An 18,703-nucleotide genomic window follows, 5' to 3' on the forward strand; every position below is an offset into this window, starting at 1 on the left:
CCCGCGGAGCGGGTCCCTCCGGGCTGCGCCCGTCACAGCGAGCCGGGGCGCTGCGCGCCCCGGCCGCTCCCGCTCCGCGTGAGCGGAGGCGGCGCGCTTCGCTCACCGCCGGCGGGCACGCGCTCCGCGCGACCCGCCAAGAGCAGGGCGTCCGGCCCGCGTTGCGGGCCGGAGCCGGCCTTCGGCCGACCCGTGGCCTCCGCTGCGCTCCAGCCACAAGAGCGCAGCAACGGCGGGGGCCCACTCCTTCCACCGGCCAGGCGTGCCACGCTCCGCGCGGCCCACCCACGGGCCTGGCGGCCTGAGCGAAAAACGATCAAGCTCCTGTAGTCTACCAACGACCCATCAGATTTTCACTTTTGGAGAGTTCCCGATGCGACGTGCAATTCGCTCGCTGTTGGTTTTCTGCACCGTGGCGGCCTCCACCATGACCGCTGCCAGCACCAGCCAGGCAGCCCCTTCACCCGGCCCGGGTACAGCCTCGGCGCAAAGCGCCAACGGCGGCCCGGTGGTGTGCTTTAAGGCTCACGTGGCCGACCTCGGGTGGGGTGACTGGTTCTGCGGCCTCGACTACTACGCCGGAACAGTCGGGCAGAACAAAGCGATCGAAGCCGTCCGAATCCGAGTCATCGGGGCCCCCAACGGGGGCCAGTACTGCGGCAAGGTCCACACCCGCAACATAGGCTGGGGAGGGAAAATGTGCAGGGGGGCCGGCGAGGACATCGAGATCGGCAGCACCGGATACGCCAGGCCCCTGGAAGCCGTACGACTCTGGTTCGAATGGGACGAGACCTACGCCTTCGAAGGCTGGTCCCACGTCCAGAACATCGGCTGGAAGTACCACGCCCCCAACACCTCGGGCATGGCCGGCATGGTCACCCTCGGCACAGAGGGCAAAGCCCTTAACCTCGAAGCCCTCTCCATCGGCATCGTCCCCATGCCCTAATCACAAACACACACGCCTCCCCCATCACCCGACCCCCGGCCCCCCTCGGCACTCCAGAGGTCCGGGGGTCGGGCCGTTCACTGCCCTGCCCCGATCAGCGTCAAGCTCCCGGGGCCGACCTGACCAGGTCAGCTCCATCGCCCACCCATGCGCTTCATTCTGCCAACCGGATAGACTCTGGAAACCCCCGCGGGTGGCGACCGTACTGCCATGAAGCCAAGCAAGTGTCGCGGATCAGCGGAACTACGCACTAACCCAACCAACCTGCACACCCGCGCCAACGAACACCACATCATCTAGGCAACGGTGCCGCCCTCGGCGCGACTGCGGGCGCGACCACAGCAGCGCGGGTCCGCAGACGCCGCCTTGAGCCTCTATCAGACCGCCCCGCGGACTCCCAGAGGGGCCGCGGCTGCTGAGAGCCCAGGAGAAGGCAGACGGATATGTCGACCACAAGCCGAACCGATCAGCGTGAGGCGGCGCAGCAGGAAGCCATTGACGCGGTTGTCCGTGCCCTCGAATTGCCTGCAAGATCGCTTGCGCCCGAGAGGGGGCTGCGGACTCAGGTGATCATGGCGACCGGGTCCGGGAAGACCCGGGTCGCGGCCCGCAGCGCGGAGAAGCTCCGTGCGGGCCGTGTGCTGGTGCTCGTCCCCTCGCTGGACCTGCTCACCCAGACCGAGGCCGCGTGGCGCGTGGCGGGCCGTACGGGCCCGATGATCGGGGTCTCGTCCCTGCGGGGCGAGGACGTGACCTTCCCCAACACCACGGACGTGGACGAGCTGGTCGACTGGGTGCGGCCCTTCGACAAGGTCACCGTGTTCGCCACGTACGCCTCCCTCGGGCTCGGCACCCTGGAGCGCGCCCACCAGGCCGGCCTCCCGGGCTGGGACCTGATCGTCGTCGATGAGGCGCACCGGACCTCCGGTCGGATCGGAAAGCCGTGGGCGGTCGTCCACGACAACACCCGCATCCCGTCCCTGCGCCGCCTGTACATGACGGCCACGCCCCGGCTGTGGCAGCTCAGGGAGGACGATGAGGCCGGCGCGCCGGGCGAGCTGGTCGCGAGCATGGAGGACGACCCCGAGGGCCCCTTCGGCAGCCGCTGCTTCACCCTGACTCTCTCGGAGGCCATCGACCGGGGAATCTGTGCGCCGTACCAGGTGGTGTGCGTGGACATCACCGACGCTCAGCTCCAGGCCGCGCAGCTCTTGGGCGCTGAGGGACGCTCGGACGAGGTCCGCGGGGCCCGGCTCGCAGCCCTCCAGACCGCGCTGCTCAAGGCGTCGGCCGAGGAGGGCTTCCGCAGGACGCTCGTCTTCCACCATGTCGTGAAGGAGGCCGAGGCGTTCGCGGCCGGCCTTCCGGGCGTCGCCAAGCGGCTGCACGCCGCCGACCCCGAGCTGTACCCGCGCACGATCTGGGCCAACTGGCTGTGCGGAGAGCACAAACCGGGCCACCGCCGGCGGGTCCTTGGGGAGTTCGCGTCCGGGATCGCCACGGACGGCACGGTGGTGGAGAAGGGCTTCCTGGGCTCGGTGAAGGTGCTCGGGGAGGGCGTAGACACCCGGGAGTGCGACTCCGTCTACTGGGCCGACGTCCGCGGCTCCATGCCCGACCTCGTCCAGGCCGTCGGCCGCGCGCTGCGCATGCACCCGGGCGAAGGCAAGATGGCCAGCCTGGTCGTGCCGGTGCTGCTCGGGCCCGGCGAGACCGCGGACAACATGCTCACCTCCAGGGCCTACGGCGGGCTGGCGAAGCTGCTGGAGGCCCTGCGGGCGCACGACGCCCGGGTGGTCGAGCAGCTCGCCGAACAGCAGACACCAAGCCGCGTGCGGGGCGTACAGAGCCGCAGCGGGACGGAAGGCGAAGAAGCAGGGAGCGACCGAAGCGACCGGCTATCGGTACCGGCCCGACAACTGCTGAAGTTCTCCACGCCGCGCGACCCGGCGCAGCTGGCGGCGTTCATCAACCTGCGGGTACTCAACCCGGAGCACGAGCACTGGCGGCGCGGCGTCGAGGCCGCCGTCATCTTCGCGCGCGAGCACGGCGACCTCAAGGTGCCCTTCACGTACCGCGTGCCGGAGGGCGAGGAGGCGGAGGCGGTCGGGTGGCCGGCCTCGCTCGCAGGCTTCCCGCTCGGGCAGTGGATCGCCGACAACCGGCGCTTCTACGCCCGCGGGGACATGGACGAGGACCGCATCGCCCAGCTGGAGAAGCTCGGCATGGTGTGGAGCCACTTCGACGTCGCATGGGAGGAAGGGCTGTCCGCCGCACGCGGGTGGGCCGCAGAACACGGGCACCTCCTGGCCCCGCTCGACGCCACCCACCAGGGGTACCGGGTGGGCATCTGGCTGAAGAACGCCCGCGCCGCCGCCCGGCGCGCTCTGGAGCTCGAGCAGCGCCAGACCGAAGGGCTGCCGGTGGAGTCATGGGCCGGAGCCCTGTCAGCGGAGCGGCGCGAGCAGCTCGAGGACGTCGACCCCTCCTGGTGCCCGGCCTGGCCCGTCGAATGGCAACGCGCCTTCCACCTCGTCCGCCTCCACCTCGAAGAGGCCGGCGGCACGCTGCCCACGTCGCCGGGTGACATCGTGCACCAGGGCGAGGACCTCGGACGGTGGGTACGGGCGCAGCGGCTCGGCTGGGACAAGCTCACCACCGTGCAGCAGTGGATGTGCGAGCAAGTCCTCGGCATCGAGCCCGCCAGCGAGGATGAGAAGCCGACCCCGCGCCGCACACAGGCCGACAAGTGGGCGCTGAACTACCAGGCCGCCCGCCAGTTCTACGAGCGCGAGGGCCACCTCCAGGTCCCCAGGAAGCACGTCGAGCGGATCGTCGGCGAGGACCAGGAAGAGCGGGAGCACAAGCTGGGTGCCTGGATCGGAAACCAGCGCTCCCGGGCGGCGACGCTGACGCCAGAGCGGATGGAGCTGCTCTCCGCGATCGGAATGCGCTGGGCGTAGCACACAGGCGGGCAGTGGTGGGTCGGGCAGGACTTTTGCCCAGCCCACCACGTGTGGTCTCAGCACCGCCGGTGCCAAAGCCGTCGTGCTGCACTTCGCCCAGGCCACCCCGAGGGACAGCAGCAGTAGTCCCCTCCCCCGCGCGCCGCGCCCCGCCTCCGTGGAAGTCGGGCTGGGCGCGGCCTCGCAGTTCCTTACAGGGCGTTTGTGCGGCGAGGATGTCGCGGTTGAGGGGCAGGGGAGGTGTCGTGAAGTTGTTCCAGGACCTTCTCCATGCCGAGCAGGCCGGCGTCCTGGCTGATCTGCTGGAGCCAGCTGTCGACGAGCGCACGGCGCTCTGCAGGGTCACGCTGGTCGACGCCCGGGTCGGCAAGCAGGTTGGCCCCTCGTGATGTGCCAGCGTCCGGCACCGAGGTCAGTCCGCTACCGGCGAGCAGCTCCGACATGTCCGTGCTGCTGAGGAAGTCCAGGCCGAGTGGCTGGGACACCACGAGAGGATCGACACCCGCCAGAGCGGCGAGTGCTCCGGTGACCTTGTCATCGACCAGCGTGGCCGTCAGGGCGTCGACCAGCTCGTGCAGACGAGCGACGGACAGGGGCACCGCGCGGCCGAAGGTGTGCCGGAAACGCGCGACGACTTGCAAGGAGACCTGCAGGTGCGAGACGGCAGCCCCGTAGGCGTCCGGCAGGTCGACCCTGGCCACGGCCTCCAGCGGGAAGGCCGGCGCTCCGTTTGGGCCGCCCTGCCACAGCAGCCGGACCTTACGGGCCCGGTTGAAGCCCGACCGGTGGAAGGGATTCATGCCGCCCTCGCCGATCGATGCGCACCAGCGGAACAATGCCTGGTGCAGGGGGGAGTTGTTCAGCGCGTCGGCGAATGCCTGCACGCCGCGCTCCGACAGCGGGCGCCAGGTGGCCGATGCGTCCACCGGAACGAACATCCCTGTACGCACAAGGAAGTCGTCCATCGGCTTCCCTTGGTCGTCCATGGGCAGGTCGGCCGGCGGCAGCCGCAGTCCGGCAGCCACAGCCTGGGGCGCGGCTTCGTTGATCAGCCGCGCGAGCCCCGCCCGGTCCGCTAGGGCGTTGCGTCCGTGCAGCCGAATTGGAGCGGCGCCTTGGACCAGAAGCGGACGGGACGCCTTCGCCGGGTCCACGCGGACGACCAGGATCATCCGGCCATCGCTCTCAGGCAGGGGAACCGGGATGATCTCCGGCTCCCAGGGCGGCTCCAGCGTCTGATGGCAGCCGCTGACGATCTGGACGATCGCGTCCTCGGGCACGCCAATGATCCGGTCGTCGACGCTGCGCTCGGTGACGCCGACCAGGATGAGGCCGCCGTAGCTGTTGGCCATCGCCGCGACCGACGTCGGGATCTTGGGGGTGTATTTCTCCTTGTACTCCAGCGTCAGACTCTCGGGCTGGCCGATGGCAACCAGCTCGCGAACCCGCTCCAGGGTCACGTCTGCGGGGCGACAGGCGAACAGCGAGGCCGCGGATGTCATACGAGCCGTCCATCCGCTGGGCGGGTGTGGATCGAAGGTGTCATCAGGTCAAGTTAGCGAAGCCGTAGGGGCCCGCGCCCCGGGTTTCCCTGCCGTACACGCAGAGCGGGTGGCGCCGCAGGGCCGAGGATATGGGGAGCCTCTACGCTTCGAGGTTGTCGAGGGGCTGGTCTTGTTTAATGCCGGTCTGGCTGATGGAAAGGCCCAGCAAGAGCGCTCCCTCCAGGCCGGCAAGCAGAGAGAACAGCTGGTCCTTCTCCTCCTGTGTTCCATCGTCGTCGTGCTTGAACTTCTGGAGGCTGGTGCGGGTGGCCACGATCACGCGGGCCAGAACATCGTGGATGAGGGACGGCCCCTGGCCGCTGTCGTGCTCGCTCGCCTCACGCGCGGTAGGGCCACCGCGGTAGACGAAGCACAGGGCCTCCGCCCGCTTGTTCGCCAGGACGGCGCCGTCTTTCTCGAAGGTCAGGCCAGGCTCGTCTGGCAGGTTGGCCTCGACCCAGGCCATGACGTCTTCCTTGGTGAACGCTTCCCGCATGATCCGGTCGATCAGCTCGATCAGCGAGTTGGCCGCCTGTGAGATGCCATCCTCGGAGTGCGTCAGAGCGTCCTTGGCCCCTCGGATCTTCCTGACGAGCTGGGAGTTTTCACGCTCCAGCCTCTTCGCCGAGGACTCGGCCACCCGGTGCCGGATGGTGGAGACGATCTCCGTCATGTCGTCGGGCCGCCAGCCGGCGAGGTCGTCGGCGGTGGCGGCTGTGAGCTGCATGGGGAGTGTGGAGACGAACTTCTCGCCGAACGCCTCGTCCGCCATGATGACCATCTGCACGACCTCAAGTCCGAGGATGTCAGTCTTCGAGACGGCTTTCCGCTGGTTCTCCGTCATATTGTTGACGGCATCGCTCCACGCCACGGCGAACGGCATCAGCCCACGCAGTCCGCGCCGCACGGCCAGAGCTACGATCGCGCCGTCCTCTTTCACAGCGTCCTCGAGACGTCTGAAGTCACCGGCCCCCAGCAGACGGAGCGCAAAGGCGCGGTAATTCACTCCCTTGAAAGAGTTCAGCCAAGATATCGCTGCATCCTTGTCCTGGATTTTCTCCAAGATATAGTTGAACCCTATTTCCACGTCGGAAAGATCGAACTTCTTGAAGGTGGACTCCACGCGGTCTTGCCAGGGCTGGTCGCTGCCCGTGTCCATCAGGGCCCGGCACATCGAGATCAGCAGGTCTGCACCGATGACCGCCGCATTGTCGAAGTGCAGGGCCGCACGAATGTCGGGGTCGAGCTGCCGGAGGAAATCCGCGACCCGCGATCGGCGCGTACCAACAACCGCAGGGTCCTGCATCTTCGCCTCGCTTCACCCACGTGGAATTGATTACCCATCAACATACTCCGGTGGTCCGGAATCCATTACTGCTTTTCCGTGCCTCCCACGCCGTCGAACCATTGGCCAGAGCCTTTTCAATAGGCGGATCGCCACGAGCGCCCGGTGAAACCTTAGGGTGTGTCGCCGGGCCAGTCCCAGCGGCTCCGCTCGCCGGGCCGCGGGCCGTACTCCTCCCGGCCCCGCACGGCGGCGGTCGTGGTGGTGCGCAGCTTCTCCCGCACCACCGCACCGGCGAGGACGGCACGGTCGTACTGGAGCGGGATGCGGGGTATCTCCCACTCCCCCGCATCCTGGCCCGGCGGCCGGAGTGCAGCCGGCTCGCCGGGATCGGCCGGGGGCTGCCGGTCCGGGTCGGGCGCGGGAGTGGGTGGGCGGGGCCGGGCGGGGAGGTCGGCCAGGGACCACCGGGCGGTGTAGAGGCGGTAGTCCGACAGCAGGCCGATGGTGGTTGTCGGTTCGCTGATGTCCAGGCAGTGGGTGGAGATGGCGGCGGCCACGATCTCCTCGTCCAGGCCGGGGTCGCGGCGGCGGCCGCGCAGGACCAGGGCGAGGTGGCGGCGGGCTTCGGCAAGCAGGTGCCGCCAGTGGAAGCGGCCGCCCTCGTTCATCACGAACACCGTCGCGGTGACGTCGACGGCCGCCAGCGCGATGTCGACCACGGCGGCGACCCGGGCCCGGATCGCGGCGGCTGCGGCGCGGGCGTGCTCGAGGAGGTTGGTGATGATGTCGGCGGACACCTTGGAGGTGCGGATCGCGCTCTCCTTCCACTCCGCGCGCAGCTGCGCGAGCGGCCGGGTTTTCTTCTTGGGCAGGCGGGTCTTGCGGGCAGCTATCTGGTTCAGCTTGGCGCGGGCCCGCTCGGAGACCACGGGCAGGAACCGCGGCTCGCCGTCGTCGTCGACGGCGGTGACGTACTGGTGCTCCAGCTCGGCCAGGCAGGCGGCGATCTGGTCGCTACGCCGGGCAGTCCAGCGGATCAGCTCGTGCGGCACCCCCGCAATCTCCATCACCGGCCGGCGCCCCGGGGTGACGGTGCGCGGCTCGGTCGCCAGCCCCAGCGCCTCGCAGACCTCAGCGGCCACCAGCTCGTTGTAGAGCGCGGAGGCCGCGACCGTGTTCTCGTGCAGGGCCAGAGTGTGGATCGAGCCCCACTTCCCGTCCAAGCGCTGCCCCTTCACCGACAGAAGAAGATGGTCATGCAGCAAGGGCCGTCCGGAACGCGCCTCGTAGTGGCGGAAGCGGGCGGCGACCAGACCGCCGGGCGGCCGCACCCGGTAGACGCCGTCCTTGCCATACCGGATCACCGCGACCTCGTCCTCGATCCACTCCAGCACCCGCTCGATCGCCCGCTCGTGCGCGGCCTCGATCACCCGCCCGGCCTCCTCATCCCCGAACGCCCACAGGAGGTAGATCGTCGGCTGCGGCCGGAACACGAAGTCGACCCCCGTGACCGTCACCCGGCGCCCGAGTGCGCCAGCCTTGAACGCCCGCTTCGGGGAGGCGCCCGCGGCGAGCCGCTCCGCCTCGATCCGGTCCGCGTACGGGTGGCGGCCCCGCTCACCGAACAGGTTCCGCAGCTGCGCCTCGGTGACCTCCTCACCCGGCACGAGTCCGAGCGCGGCAAGGCCCCGGCCCCTCCATCGCCCGACCGGAACCCCGGCCTGCTCCTGGGGGCGTCCCGGTCGGCTCATCGGCCGAGGAAGCCTTCAGATTCAGCCAAGGACGCGCGTGCCGGGTAGGAGCTGGTGAGGCGCCGTGGCCATCGACCGCCGCCGCGAGGGAGGGGCACTCCGCCATCGATGCCTAGTCTTCATTACGGCGTAATGAAGCCCGTGCCTTGCAGCAGCTGCTGCAGGTGGTCGGGACACAGGACGCTCTCGCGACTCGGCTGCACCGATCTCAGGGATGGGTCTCGCAGCGTCTCGCTCTGCTCGGGCTCACCCCGGAGCTGAAGGAGAAGCTGCTCTCCGGCGAGGAGCCCGCTGAGCTCCTGCGGCGGGTCGGGAACAAGAAGCCCGACGAGCAGGCCACGCACCTGGAGCACCTGAAGGCGAAGAAGACAGCGGCCAAACGAGTACCGGCACCGGCGCAGTCGTCTGCGCCGACTGCGGGGGAGCGGGAAGCCGAAGCTGAGGCCGCAGCGTCGACGGATGAGTCTCATTACGGCGTAATGAAGACCGCGGAGGACGCGGGAGAGAGGCACGAACCTGAGCATCAGGAACGGGACTTAACGCCCTCTCAGACACCCTGAAGTACTTCTCCGAGCGCATCCCCGCCACGTTCGTCTACGCGGGCATCGGCCTGGAGAGCAGTGAACTCCTGGCCGGCACGCGGGGCGCCCAGATCGCAGGGCGCTTCACTCTCGTTCCCACCCGCCCATTCCCCTACGCCGACGAGTGGAAGGGACTGGTCGCAACGATGGAGGAGACGCTGCTCCTGCACGACCACCCACCCGGAAGCCTGGCCAAGCTGGACCGTTACCTTCACGACCGGACCGACGGCATGATCGGCGCCCACGTGTGACGAAGGAACTGATCAACGCGATCCCCTTGGACCACGCTGCAGAAATCTCAGCATCCCCGTCCGAAAAGCCAGCCCGCCCGTGACCGTCACGCCGTCAGACCGCCCCGCGCGGCTTCCCATCAGGGTTTCGCCACGGCTCGGAGAGACAACTGACTCCTACATTCGCCGCCTGGCCCGCACCAACCACCTCAAGCCCAGCTACCTGCACCGCTTCCTCTGCGGCCCACCATTCTGGTTCGGCAAACCCGCCCTCTCCCGCCTCGCCACAGTCTCCGGCCACCCAGAACGCACACTGCAACGAGCCCTGGCCGACGTCGCGTCGCCACGACGACGCACCAAGCCGAACGTCCGCTACCCCCGGACCATCCCCCCTGGCCGACCGCCCTGACCTGGCACTCCGTATCCGCGAGACCGCCCAGACCGGAAATGCAACCATCCGTGAGCTGTCCAGACGCCACCAGCTCCCGTCCCGGACCATACGCACGATCCTGGACATGCCGACACCGAGCACCTACAAGTCCAGGAAGGGCCCCCACAGGAGGCGGCCGCCGACCAGACGGCCCGCCTCCGCCATCAACGACTCCGCCCGGGCCCTGATCGACGCCATACTCGCCGAACACCTCGACCTCAGAGAGGACTGGACCTGGCTCATGGACGACCACGACATCATCTCCGTGTCCTACTCCTCCATCAACGCCTACTTCCGGTCCCGCCAGGTCAGATCCGCTTGAGACAGCACCCAGCACCCAAGTGCCCCGACTGCATCGCGCAGCAGCATTAACCAGAGGCGGTCAAGAAGCGCTCCAGATAGCATCCGCAGTCGCCGAACTCCACCCCGCCCGCCGATGAAGGAACCCGCCCTATGCCGCGCCGTCCGACCTCTCCGATCGCAGAATTCCCCGTGTCCGGCAGGGACGCAGGCCCCTACGGAATCACCTGCGGCCCCGACAGCGCGCTGTGGTTCACCATGGTCCACCACGGACAGATCGGCCGGGTCACACCCGACGGCGACGTCACCACCTACCAGCTCGAATCCGCTTCCAGCGGACCGTCGACCATCACCACAGGGCCCGATGACGCGCTGTGGTTCACCGAATTCCGCAGCCACCGGATCGGACGCATCACCACGACCGGGAACATCACCTCGTTCCCGCTGCCGACGCCGGATGCCGGACCCTTCGGCATCACCGCCGGCCCCGACGACGCCCTGTGGTTCACCGAAGCAAGCGCCGACCGCATCGGCCGCATCACACCCGACGGCCACGTCACCGAGTTGCCAATCCCGCTCTCGGGAGCCTTCCCCTCAGCCATCGCCACCGGCCCGGACGGCCGACTGTGGTTCACGATGAACCAGGCGAACGCGATCGGCGCCATCGGACTCGACGGTCACGTCGCAGTCCACCCCCTACCCACACCAGCCGCCGCCCCGGTCGGTATCACCGCCGGCGCCGATGGAGCCATGTGGTTCGTCGAGATCAGTGCCGGTCAGATCGGGCGGATCACACAGGACGGAAAGATCGACGAATTCGCCCTGCCCGACCCCGCGTCACGCCCGCACGCCATAGCCGCCGACGCCGACGGAAACTGCTGGTTCACCGAATGGGGAGCCAACCGCATCGGCCGGATCACCACCGACGGCCGAATCGACGAACACGACCTCCCCAGCCCGTCCTCCGAACCACACGGCATCACCCTGGGACCGGACGGAGCGATCTGGACAGCCCTGGAGATCGGAACGGTCGCCCGACTCACCCCACGCTGAGCCCCAACCTCCCAGGCCGGAGCGACCACGTTCATCGACACCGTGCTATGCCACTCAATCCAGTCCGCCCAGCTCAGCACCACCCCGCCGGACTAACTTCATTGTCAAAGGACATTCGTAGGCGTTGATGAGGTCGCTGATCGTTTCGGCGGTGGCGGCCTCGCCGACCCAGCGGCCGGAGGTGGTGAAGACCGGGACTTGGTCGCGGTCGGCGTCGAAGACGACGGCGTCATTCCCGAACCGCTCCAGCACGAGGCCGTAGACCACGGGGGCCGGGGCGGCCTCGAGGACTTCGAGGCCGTCGACGGTGAAGTGGGCGGGCTTCTCGGGGTCGTCGGGCGGGGCCAGGGTGCCGGTGACGCGCACGAGGTCGCCGGGCTGGATCTCGCACAGCAGGACGTCGGTGATGCGCGGGTCGCCGGTGGTGCAGGCGTACACCGTGTCCGGGGTGTCGGGGGCGAGGCTGTCTGCGTCGGTGGGGAAGTGGATCAGGTCGAAGCGGACGGTGCCCCAGCTGGTGCCGTGGGCAGGGAGCGCGTCGACGTAGCCGTCTATGGCCAGGTGCGTCTGGGGGTTCATCAGCTTGCCTCCGCCAGATTCTCGGTGGTGCGGGGAGCGCGGGGTCGGGTGGGCTGCGCGAGGACCAGGAGCTCGCGGTTGCGTTGGCGCTGTGCATCGGTGAGCGGGCGGGCCTTGGCGCCGTGGCGGTACCAGAGCGGGGAGGCCGGCGGCTCGGGGTAGGCGAGGGCGCGGTCGACGTCGGGCTGGTTGCTGCTCATGGGGGCCTCCGTCTGGAGGGGTTCAGGCGTGGTCGGTCGTCTGGCCGCCTTTGGGCGGGTCGGAGACGAACCGCATCTCGCCGGGGTGCGCCGCGTTCCAGAGCTCCGCGCAGATCTTGTGAGCGGGCTCTTTGGCGTGGGACCTCAGCGGGGTGGTGGTGCCGCACAGCACGCACGGGGCGGGCGGCCCGAAGTGCGAGGAGGGTCGCCAGTTCAGGAGCTGGACCGGCGCCGCGGGTTGGTCCGGTTGTGCGGGCACCGCGCGCGGGTGGCGGCGTCGGCTGGTCACGGCCGCAGATGCGGGAGCTGCTGGAGGATATGGTCGACCAGATCCTCGGTGGGCCGCCAGGGGCCGAGCTGCCCGCGCGCCGGGATCGGCAGGGCGAGGGCCTGGACGTCGCTGACCTCCAGATGCCACGCCCCGGGCTGCGCCCACTCGGTGCAGGGCGGGGAGCCGTCCGGGTCCTGGTGGCAGCCGGTCAGCCGGGCGACGCCGATCACCGCGCCGGTGGTCAGGTCGCGGCAGCGGACCGTGCGGGCGATCAGCGGCACGCGCAGGGCGGGGCGGTCGATCTGCTGGCTCGTGTGCAGCAGCAGCCAGCCGCGCCACGACCACGTCCGGGGCCTGTTCTCGATCGTCTTGGCGCCGGTGAGGATGGCGGCGGCGTGCGGCTGCTTGACGCTAGTGCTGCGGATCCAGTCGCCCGTCGGCGGAAGGGTCGCGGTGCTCATGCCGCTCGCCCCCACACGGCCGTGCCGGGCCTGCCCGCGCGGCGCCCGTTGACGGACGGCACGGTGGCGTGCGCGGCGGTCGCCAGGGCCGCCCGGCCGGAGTGCTTGCCGTCGTACAGGGCGGCGTCGGCGGACCGCTGCAACGCGGACAGGTCGCGGGAGCCGATCACGTCCGGGGTGGCGGCGCCGACCGAGGCGGCGATGTCGACGGTGCGGCCGTCGTCCAGGGTGACCGGGGTGTGCAGCATCCGGACCAGCTGCTCCAGGCGGAGCGCGCGGAGGTCGGCGGGCAGCTGAAGGACGACGGCGAACTCGTTGCCTCCGAGCCGGCCGACCGCAGCGCGCGGGCCCGCCCAGGACGTGAGGCGGGCCGCGATCGACGCGAGGACGGTGTCGCCCGCCGCGTGCCCGAGCCGGTCGTTGATGGCCTTGAACCGGTCGGCGTCGACCATGACCACAGCCACGTCGCCGTGGCGGGCCAGGAGCCGGCGGGCGCGGGCGGTGTAGGCGTCGCGGCGCAGCAGGCCGGTCAGCGGATCACGGCGGGTGGCGGCGAGCTGCCGGTGCAGGGCGACGGCGTGGACCGCCCAGCCGGTCAGCGGCACGGCGGCGGTCGTCAGTAACAGGGTGCGCTGGCCGAACCGGCTTCGAGCGCGCGGGAGGGACGACATACTGGGGGGTTCTCCGTCTCGTCTCGTACGGGATCGTGCCGGGGTTGTCGATGAGCGGGGCCACGGACCAGATGAGGTCCTGGTAGCGGGAGTTCGGGTGCGTATTGCCCGGGCTGATCCACTCAGGCAGCACCACGGGGCTGTCCGGGCTGGGCATGGACAGCACGTACGGGTCGAGCTCAGCAGTCGCGCCGTTGGTCACGGGGTGAGTTCTCCCTTCACCAGGAGGTGAACCAGAGTGCGGTCAGCGTCGGCCACCCGGGCCAGGGCCGCTGTCCAGGCCGTCGGCCCGACCTTGTCGCGCAGGTCATCGAGCCGCAGTACGTGCTCGCCCCATCGTTCCTGCCACGTGCCATCGGGCAGAGGAGATCGCAGGCTCTGCAGCACCTGGTGCAGGTGGGCGAGCCGGGGATGATGCCCGGGGTGGACACGGGCGTTGGGGCAGGCCAGGCAGAGCAGAAAGTCTGCGGCGCAGCCGCCCTCCGGGCCAGGCCAAGGACTGGACGTCTCGTCCGCGCAGTCCGCCGTCACCGTCTGCTGGTGGGCAGGATCCGGCGCGCCCGCGACGTGGCCGGCGAACACCACCGCCCGGGCCTGGGCGAGGGCCTCGCGGGCGCCAGCCTCGAAGACGCTCTGCGAGGCCCGTTGCACCTGCTCGTCGGGGAGCACGTAGACGCTTTGATGCGTGCCTGAGGAGTGCCGAAGGGGACGGCCCTCGCGCGTCACGGTCGTGCGTCGGGCGCGCCTGAACGGAGCTCCACCCAGCCCGTGCCGTTGCGCCCACCACTGCGCATCGCCGTGGCCGACACCGAAGGCCAGGGGGCCCACCGGCCGGGGCCGCTCCGTGTGCTGGTGCCGGCGCGTGGGGTAGTGCATCCGCGCGACCATCAGCAGCCGTATGCCTGGATCGAGGCGTGCGGCCAGTGCCCGGCCGTGCGCGGTGGCCTCCAGAGCCTGGGTGATCAGCCGTCCCGGGGAGTCGGCCCCGGAGTCGGTGATGTTCTCCGTGGAGAACCAGTGTCCGCGGCCCTTGCGGCGCTTCTCGATCTGCAGCTGGTAGGTCACCGAGGCTGTCTCGCCGACCGACGGCGCCCGGGTCAGGGCCGGCAGGCAGTCGTAGACGGACAGATTCCACCCGAACCGGTCAGTCAGCAGCACCGCCAGTGCCGTGAGCTCCGAGCGCGACAAGAACAACCGGCCCCACGTGGCCTCCGCTCCACTGCCTCCCAGCAGCACGCGGTTCTTCACGCAGTGATGCCCGCCCGGGGTGACCGTGGTGGGCACCTCGCCGGGGCGCGGCGATTCCACCACCCTCATGTCAGCTCTTCTTTCGAGTCAGTGGCTCCAGTAGTCGCGGCGGGGCAGTTCGACCCACACGTCGGGCGGTCCGGTCACGGCGCGCCTGTCGGTCGGGCGCAGGCCTACGAAGGCGCAGGCGTAGGCGACGGCGTTGTGCTGGTAGAGGTAGGAGGCCAGCACCTGCTCGGCAGTGTCGTTCTCGTCCGGTCCTCCGCCGGGGTGCAGGTCTGAGTCTTCGATCGTTCCATGGCGGGCGATGCTGCCCTGGTTGCCGCTCTTGGGATTGGCGTAGAGGCCGTAGCAGAGGGTGCCGGCGGACAGCCGGGCCAGCACGCCCGGCATCTGCGGCGCGTATCCCCAGGGCTGGGTGACGACGCAGCCGCCCGGCACGGATGTCACGCCGACGATGTGCAGGCTTTCGTCCATGTCGTAGGCGTAGGGGTCCTCCAGCAGCTCAGTCAGCACGTCGAGGAGTTCGCCGTCCGCTACCGGGGGCGCCTGAAGACGGCGCACCGCCTCGGCCGCGTCGATGCCCGCTACGCAGGCCAGGCCCGTGCCGTCGTAGTAGAACTCGCCCGATGCCGTGGTGAGGCGATGGGCCTCCTGCGCTGCCGCCCGCTCGGTGTCGCTCAGGGACACCCCTTCCGGCACCGCAAAGAGCTCGGGCGTCGGTCCGGCCAGGCTCAGCCGCCCCGGCCAGCGGCTGGTACACCGAGACCTACGGCTCGGACTCCACCACCGCCGCGCTCTGCACCAAGAGCTGACCGTCCGCCAGACCTCACGGAAACCGGCCAGGCCTGTCCGCCGCACGACACCTCTCTGCCACACGCAGTACAGCAGGACAGGGCTCCGCCCCGGTGCTTGCCGAGGCAGACTCCACGAAGCAAAGGCTCGCAGGCCCCTGCAGAGCGTCAATGAGGACGCGTCTCGCATCGCTCGCGGCGGTGAAAGGCCCAGCTGGTTCAGTCGTTCGGCCGAGCGCGGCCTGCCACGATCACGACCGCTGGTGGATCTCCACTGCCGTGACGAACGATCTTCAGGACTACGTGGGCGCTGAGATGCTCGACGCGCTCCGCCACCGCCCCCGACCGGCCGACGAGGGCAAGCTCGTGGAGGTGGTCTCGAACGACTACCTCGCCCTCGGTGGGGGCTCGTGGTGGAGGTGTGTACGCCCCGTCCGATCTGGTCCGGTGCGGTGTCCTTCGGGCTCGTGACGATCCCGATCAAGGTCGTGCCCGCGACCGAGTCCCATGCGATCAGCTTCCGGCAGGTGCATACCGAGGACGGCGGCCGGATCCGCTACCGCAAGATCTGCGAGCTGGACGGCAAGCAGCTGCGGGACGACGAGATCGGCAAGGGCTACGAGGTCTCCAAGGACACGATCGTCGCGGTCACGGACGAGGACCTGGCCGAGATGCCGCTCCCCACCGCGAAGGCGATCGAGATCGTCGCCTTCGTGCCCGCGGCCTCGATCGACCCGGTGCGCATCGGCACCTCCTACTACCTCCAGCCCGACGGCCAGGTCGCCGGCAAGCCGTACGTCCTGCTCCGCAAGGCGCTCGGCAGGTCGGCCAAGGTCGCCGTGGCGAAGTTCGCCCTCCGCGGCCGCGAGCGCCTCGGACTGCTCCAGGTCAAAGAGGATGCCCTGGTCCTGCACACGATGCACTGGCCCGACGAGGTCCGCTCCCCCGAGACCCTGGCGCCCGGCGAGGTCGAGCTGTCCGTGGACGAGATCACCGGCGCGCTCGCCCTCATGGACACCATGACCGAAGAGCACCTGCCCGCTCTGTCCGACCGCTACCGCGACGCCCTGGAAGAAGTCATCGCCGCCAAAGCCGCGGGCAAAGAGCCTCCGGCCGCCGAGGACAGCGAACAGGCGACGGGCGGGGAGGTCGTGGACCTCATGGCCGCCCTCAACGCCTCCGTCACCGCGGCGAAAGAGGCCCGCGGCGAAACGGACGACGACGCCGACGTCCACAACCTGCCCACCAAGAAGAAGCCCGCGGCCAAGAAGACGACCACGAAGAAGAAGACGGCGGCCGCGCGTCCGAAGAAAGCCAGCTGACCATCCCCCTGATGTGTCAGGAGAGTGTGGTCGGTCGACGGGGTGGTGGGGCGCCCGCCCTCCTCAGGAGTTCCCACAGGGGCTGAGAGCCGGCCGCCCAGACGGCCGTGGCGGTCGACGGCACCGAGGCCGTCGCTTGACCGTTGCCACGGCGTGGTCCTGGTGACGACGATCGTTCCGCCGGGCCCCTTGCCGTGGTGGGTCGCCTTGTACCCGTGCACGTTCTGCTTCCAGCTACCCCTGCAGACGCCTTCGGCCACAGAACGCTCCCTTCGGTGATCAGGTCCAGATCCAGCGGCTGACCAACGGATGGCGGGCCTACTGGATGAGGGTGCGCAGGGCGGGGGTGCTGGCACCGGCACTGGTGAGTCCGGCGATGACGGCGGCGGCTACGGGGGCGCCAGTGAGGAAGGTGAGGCCGCCTATGACGAGACCGATCACGAGCGCGGTGAGCAGGACGACGGTGGTGTGCAGGGAGAGGAACGGCTGTGTGGCGGACCCGTCGGGTGACGAGGCGGCGGACTGCGGGTTCTGATGCGTGGTCATGTCTCGAATGTGCAATGCCCGGGACCGTGAACTGGGCTTATCGAACAACCCCGAAGAATTCCGATCATCTGGCTGGCATCGCTGTACAACGGCGGCGTACGGCGGAACATCCCGATCTCCCACATCGCTGTTCGGGGCTGTTCCAGCAAGTTCGGTGCTGTTCAGCCGATGGGCCTCTAGCCTGGCTCCCCACAGCACAGTGGGGAGCCAGCTGGGGATGGCGGAGCGGGGTGAGGCAGCAGCCGTGGGTGCATACGAGGAACTGTTGCGGGAGCAAGGGCAACGCCTGAGGCGGCTGAGGGTTCAGCAAGGCAATCCGTCGCTGCGGGTGATCGAAGCCAGGGCCAAGAAGCTGTTTGCCGAAGAGAAGGTTTCGTTGCCGATCTCTACGCAGAGCGTCGCTTTCGGCGGTCGCTACGTCGGCCAGGACAAGCTGATGTGGCTTGTGCGGACCCTGCTGTCGTGGGACAGGTTCGGCAGGGCGTGCGCTCCCCCAGCGTATGGGGATTCCGCGTTGGACGAGTGGTACGAGCGGTGGACGGCGATCACCGAGGCCAGGCCACCACGGAACCAGAACGTCGCGGCGCCGCTACCGCCTGCCTCTGAAGTGAAGACTGTGGAGAAGGAGCTACCGCTCAAACCGCCCGCAGCTGAGCCGAATCACGCGAGGCTGCCCGCACCCGTCTCAGACGAGCAAGAGACGGGGCTATTCCTCACGTATCAGTCCTTCGCCCACAGCGCCTCGGTCCTCACGGTGGCGTTCTCCCCCGACAGCCGCCTCCTCGCCAGCGGCGACGGCAATGGCACCTTATGGCTGTGGGACATCGCCACCGGCCAGCTCATCGGCGAACCCCTCACCGGACACAACGGCGACGTCAACGCGGTGGCGTTCTCCCCCGACGGCACCCTCCTCGCCACCGCCGAAGGCAATCACACCTTGCGGCTGCGGGACCCCGCCACCCACCTACCCATCGGCGAACCCCTCACCGGACACAACGGCGACGTCAACGCGGTGGCGTTCTCCCCCGACGGCACCCTCCTCGCCACCGCCGGCATGGACGGCACCGTACGACTGTGGAACCCCACCACCCGCCAACCCATCGGCCCTCCTCTCACCGGGCACATCGACAGGGTCAACGCGGTGGCGTTCTCCCCCGACGGCACCCTCCTCGCCACCGCCGCCCGATACAACATGGTCCGGTTTTGGGACCCCACCACCCGCCAACCCATCGGCGAACTCCTCACAGGACACATCGAGATGGTCAACGCGGTGGCGTTCTCCCCCGACGGCACCCTCCTTGCCATCGCCGACCGAGACGGCAAGGTCCACCTGCACAAGCAGAGAGGGCTGTCGCGACCGGTATCGGCCGGGTCTCTAGCGGAACGAGCCATGCTGTATGCAGTACAGCAAGGACACCGGGTGATGCTTCCCGCCCTCGAAACGGGTAGCTCGACCCCTGCGGTGGCCTTCTCCCCCGACAGCCGCCTTCTCGCTACCGCCGGCGTGGACGGCACCGTACGG

General features: G+C 69.4%; 19 protein-coding genes and 2 pseudogenes. 10 read left to right on the forward strand and 11 right to left on the reverse strand.

Annotation, left to right across the window (positions count from 1 at the left end; all coding sequences use genetic code 11):
- Positions 1-427: 427 nt before the first annotated feature.
- From ACGF15_RS06585 to ACGF15_RS06595, 3 genes and pseudogenes are all read left to right on the forward strand, one after another.
- Positions 428-619, forward strand: a pseudogene (locus tag ACGF15_RS06585) (hypothetical protein); the annotation flags it as partial.
- A gap of 78 nt (positions 620-697) precedes the next feature.
- Positions 698-946 (forward strand): hypothetical protein, encoded by a 249-nt coding sequence (locus ACGF15_RS06590; protein WP_345607967.1) that lies wholly within the window; start codon positions 698-700, stop codon positions 944-946.
- Positions 947-1,389: 443 nt separating this feature from the next.
- Complete coding sequence (locus ACGF15_RS06595) at positions 1,390-3,909, forward strand: Helicase associated domain protein (protein ID WP_392797062.1); 2,520 nt, start codon at positions 1,390-1,392, stop codon at positions 3,907-3,909.
- A gap of 194 nt (positions 3,910-4,103) precedes the next feature.
- Here the strand turns inward: ACGF15_RS06595 and ACGF15_RS06600 are convergent, their stop codons facing one another.
- The 3 genes from ACGF15_RS06600 to mobF form a co-directional block, all read right to left on the reverse strand.
- Positions 4,104-5,414 (reverse strand): ATP-binding protein, encoded by a 1,311-nt coding sequence (locus ACGF15_RS06600; RefSeq protein ID WP_345607972.1) that lies wholly within the window; start codon positions 5,412-5,414, stop codon positions 4,104-4,106.
- A 142-nt stretch (positions 5,415-5,556) separates the two neighbouring features.
- Entirely contained in the window at positions 5,557-6,762 is a 1,206-nt protein-coding gene (locus ACGF15_RS06605; protein WP_345607974.1) for a hypothetical protein, read from the reverse strand.
- Between the two features lie 152 nt (positions 6,763-6,914).
- Complete coding sequence (mobF, locus tag ACGF15_RS06610) at positions 6,915-8,495, reverse strand: MobF family relaxase (protein WP_392797063.1); 1,581 nt, start codon at positions 8,493-8,495, stop codon at positions 6,915-6,917.
- 146 nt (positions 8,496-8,641) lie between these two features.
- Here mobF and ACGF15_RS06615 point away from each other — a divergent pair, with 146 nt between their 5' ends.
- The 4 genes and pseudogenes from ACGF15_RS06615 to ACGF15_RS06630 all read left to right on the forward strand — a co-directional run bounded on the left by ACGF15_RS06615 (position 8,642) and on the right by ACGF15_RS06630 (position 11,089).
- Positions 8,642-9,055: a hypothetical protein gene (locus ACGF15_RS06615; RefSeq protein WP_392797064.1), complete on the forward strand. Its 414-nt coding sequence runs from the start codon at positions 8,642-8,644 to the stop codon at positions 9,053-9,055.
- Positions 9,040-9,410, forward strand: a pseudogene (locus ACGF15_RS06620) (ATP/GTP-binding protein); the annotation flags it as partial. The gene ACGF15_RS06615 and the pseudogene ACGF15_RS06620, both read left to right, overlap by 16 nt.
- A gap of 411 nt (positions 9,411-9,821) precedes the next feature.
- The gene (locus ACGF15_RS06625; RefSeq protein WP_392797065.1) at positions 9,822-10,058 is read left to right on the forward strand and encodes a hypothetical protein; all 237 of its coding nucleotides are present in this window, start codon (positions 9,822-9,824) and stop codon (positions 10,056-10,058) included.
- A gap of 131 nt (positions 10,059-10,189) precedes the next feature.
- Entirely contained in the window at positions 10,190-11,089 is a 900-nt protein-coding gene (locus ACGF15_RS06630) for a virginiamycin B lyase (RefSeq protein ID WP_392797066.1), read from the forward strand.
- A gap of 54 nt (positions 11,090-11,143) precedes the next feature.
- Here the strand turns inward: ACGF15_RS06630 and ACGF15_RS06635 are convergent, their stop codons facing one another.
- From ACGF15_RS06635 to ACGF15_RS06665, 7 genes are all read right to left on the reverse strand, one after another.
- Positions 11,144-11,668: a hypothetical protein gene (locus tag ACGF15_RS06635; RefSeq protein ID WP_345607982.1), complete on the reverse strand. Its 525-nt coding sequence runs from the start codon at positions 11,666-11,668 to the stop codon at positions 11,144-11,146.
- Positions 11,668-11,868, reverse strand: coding sequence for a hypothetical protein (locus ACGF15_RS06640; protein ID WP_392797067.1), 201 nt, complete (start codon positions 11,866-11,868; stop codon positions 11,668-11,670). The genes ACGF15_RS06635 and ACGF15_RS06640 overlap by 1 nt, the downstream gene beginning before the upstream one ends.
- A gap of 22 nt (positions 11,869-11,890) precedes the next feature.
- Positions 11,891-12,127: a hypothetical protein gene (locus ACGF15_RS06645; RefSeq protein WP_345607985.1), complete on the reverse strand. Its 237-nt coding sequence runs from the start codon at positions 12,125-12,127 to the stop codon at positions 11,891-11,893.
- Between the two features lie 26 nt (positions 12,128-12,153).
- Positions 12,154-12,600, reverse strand: coding sequence for a hypothetical protein (locus ACGF15_RS06650; RefSeq protein WP_392797068.1), 447 nt, complete (start codon positions 12,598-12,600; stop codon positions 12,154-12,156).
- Positions 12,597-13,271 carry a GGDEF domain-containing protein gene (locus ACGF15_RS06655; RefSeq protein ID WP_392797069.1) on the reverse strand — a complete coding sequence of 225 codons (675 nt, stop codon included), beginning with the start codon at positions 13,269-13,271 and terminating at the stop codon, positions 12,597-12,599. The genes ACGF15_RS06650 and ACGF15_RS06655 overlap by 4 nt, the downstream gene beginning before the upstream one ends.
- Positions 13,272-13,469: 198 nt before the next feature.
- Positions 13,470-14,588 carry a hypothetical protein gene (locus tag ACGF15_RS06660; protein ID WP_345607989.1) on the reverse strand — a complete coding sequence of 373 codons (1,119 nt, stop codon included), beginning with the start codon at positions 14,586-14,588 and terminating at the stop codon, positions 13,470-13,472.
- A gap of 18 nt (positions 14,589-14,606) precedes the next feature.
- On the reverse strand, positions 14,607-15,380 hold the full coding sequence (locus ACGF15_RS06665; RefSeq protein WP_392797070.1) for an ankyrin repeat domain-containing protein: 774 nt from the start codon (positions 15,378-15,380) through the stop codon (positions 14,607-14,609).
- Positions 15,381-15,592: 212 nt separating this feature from the next.
- Between ACGF15_RS06665 and ACGF15_RS06670 the strand changes: the two genes are divergently transcribed.
- Positions 15,593-15,784, forward strand: coding sequence for a hypothetical protein (locus tag ACGF15_RS06670; protein WP_392797071.1), 192 nt, complete (start codon positions 15,593-15,595; stop codon positions 15,782-15,784).
- Positions 15,781-16,635, forward strand: coding sequence for a Ku protein (locus ACGF15_RS06675; RefSeq protein ID WP_392797072.1), 855 nt, complete (start codon positions 15,781-15,783; stop codon positions 16,633-16,635). The genes ACGF15_RS06670 and ACGF15_RS06675 overlap by 4 nt, the downstream gene beginning before the upstream one ends.
- Before the next feature lie 318 nt (positions 16,636-16,953).
- Here ACGF15_RS06675 and ACGF15_RS06680 read toward each other — a convergent pair whose 3' ends face one another.
- Positions 16,954-17,181 (reverse strand): hypothetical protein, encoded by a 228-nt coding sequence (locus ACGF15_RS06680; protein WP_345607996.1) that lies wholly within the window; start codon positions 17,179-17,181, stop codon positions 16,954-16,956.
- Positions 17,182-17,425: 244 nt separating this feature from the next.
- On the opposite strand from ACGF15_RS06680, the gene ACGF15_RS06685 reads away from it, so the two are divergent.
- On the forward strand, positions 17,426-18,703 hold a 1,278-nt coding region (locus tag ACGF15_RS06685), incomplete at its 3' end, for a WD40 repeat domain-containing protein (protein ID WP_392797073.1).

Source organism: Streptomyces sp. NPDC048001, from assembly GCF_043203115.1.
GTDB classification, from domain to species: domain Bacteria; phylum Actinomycetota; class Actinomycetes; order Streptomycetales; family Streptomycetaceae; genus Streptomyces; species Streptomyces sanyensis.

Coding starts and splice junctions, on each gene's coding strand:
- ACGF15_RS06590 (WP_345607967.1), top strand. CDS start 698: ATGTGCAGGGGGGCCGGCGAGGACATCGAGATCGGCAGCACCGGATAC.
- ACGF15_RS06595 (WP_392797062.1), top strand. CDS start 1,390: ATGTCGACCACAAGCCGAACCGATCAGCGTGAGGCGGCGCAGCAGGAA.
- ACGF15_RS06600 (WP_345607972.1), bottom strand. CDS start 5,414: ATGACATCCGCGGCCTCGCTGTTCGCCTGTCGCCCCGCAGACGTGACC.
- ACGF15_RS06605 (WP_345607974.1), bottom strand. CDS start 6,762: ATGCAGGACCCTGCGGTTGTTGGTACGCGCCGATCGCGGGTCGCGGAT.
- mobF (WP_392797063.1), bottom strand. CDS start 8,495: ATGAGCCGACCGGGACGCCCCCAGGAGCAGGCCGGGGTTCCGGTCGGG.
- ACGF15_RS06625 (WP_392797065.1), top strand. CDS start 9,822: ATGCCGACACCGAGCACCTACAAGTCCAGGAAGGGCCCCCACAGGAGG.
- ACGF15_RS06630 (WP_392797066.1), top strand. CDS start 10,190: ATGCCGCGCCGTCCGACCTCTCCGATCGCAGAATTCCCCGTGTCCGGC.
- ACGF15_RS06635 (WP_345607982.1), bottom strand. CDS start 11,668: ATGAACCCCCAGACGCACCTGGCCATAGACGGCTACGTCGACGCGCTC.
- ACGF15_RS06640 (WP_392797067.1), bottom strand. CDS start 11,868: ATGAGCAGCAACCAGCCCGACGTCGACCGCGCCCTCGCCTACCCCGAG.
- ACGF15_RS06650 (WP_392797068.1), bottom strand. CDS start 12,600: ATGAGCACCGCGACCCTTCCGCCGACGGGCGACTGGATCCGCAGCACT.
- ACGF15_RS06655 (WP_392797069.1), bottom strand. CDS start 13,271: ATGTCGTCCCTCCCGCGCGCTCGAAGCCGGTTCGGCCAGCGCACCCTG.
- ACGF15_RS06660 (WP_345607989.1), bottom strand. CDS start 14,588: ATGAGGGTGGTGGAATCGCCGCGCCCCGGCGAGGTGCCCACCACGGTC.
- ACGF15_RS06680 (WP_345607996.1), bottom strand. CDS start 17,181: ATGACCACGCATCAGAACCCGCAGTCCGCCGCCTCGTCACCCGACGGG.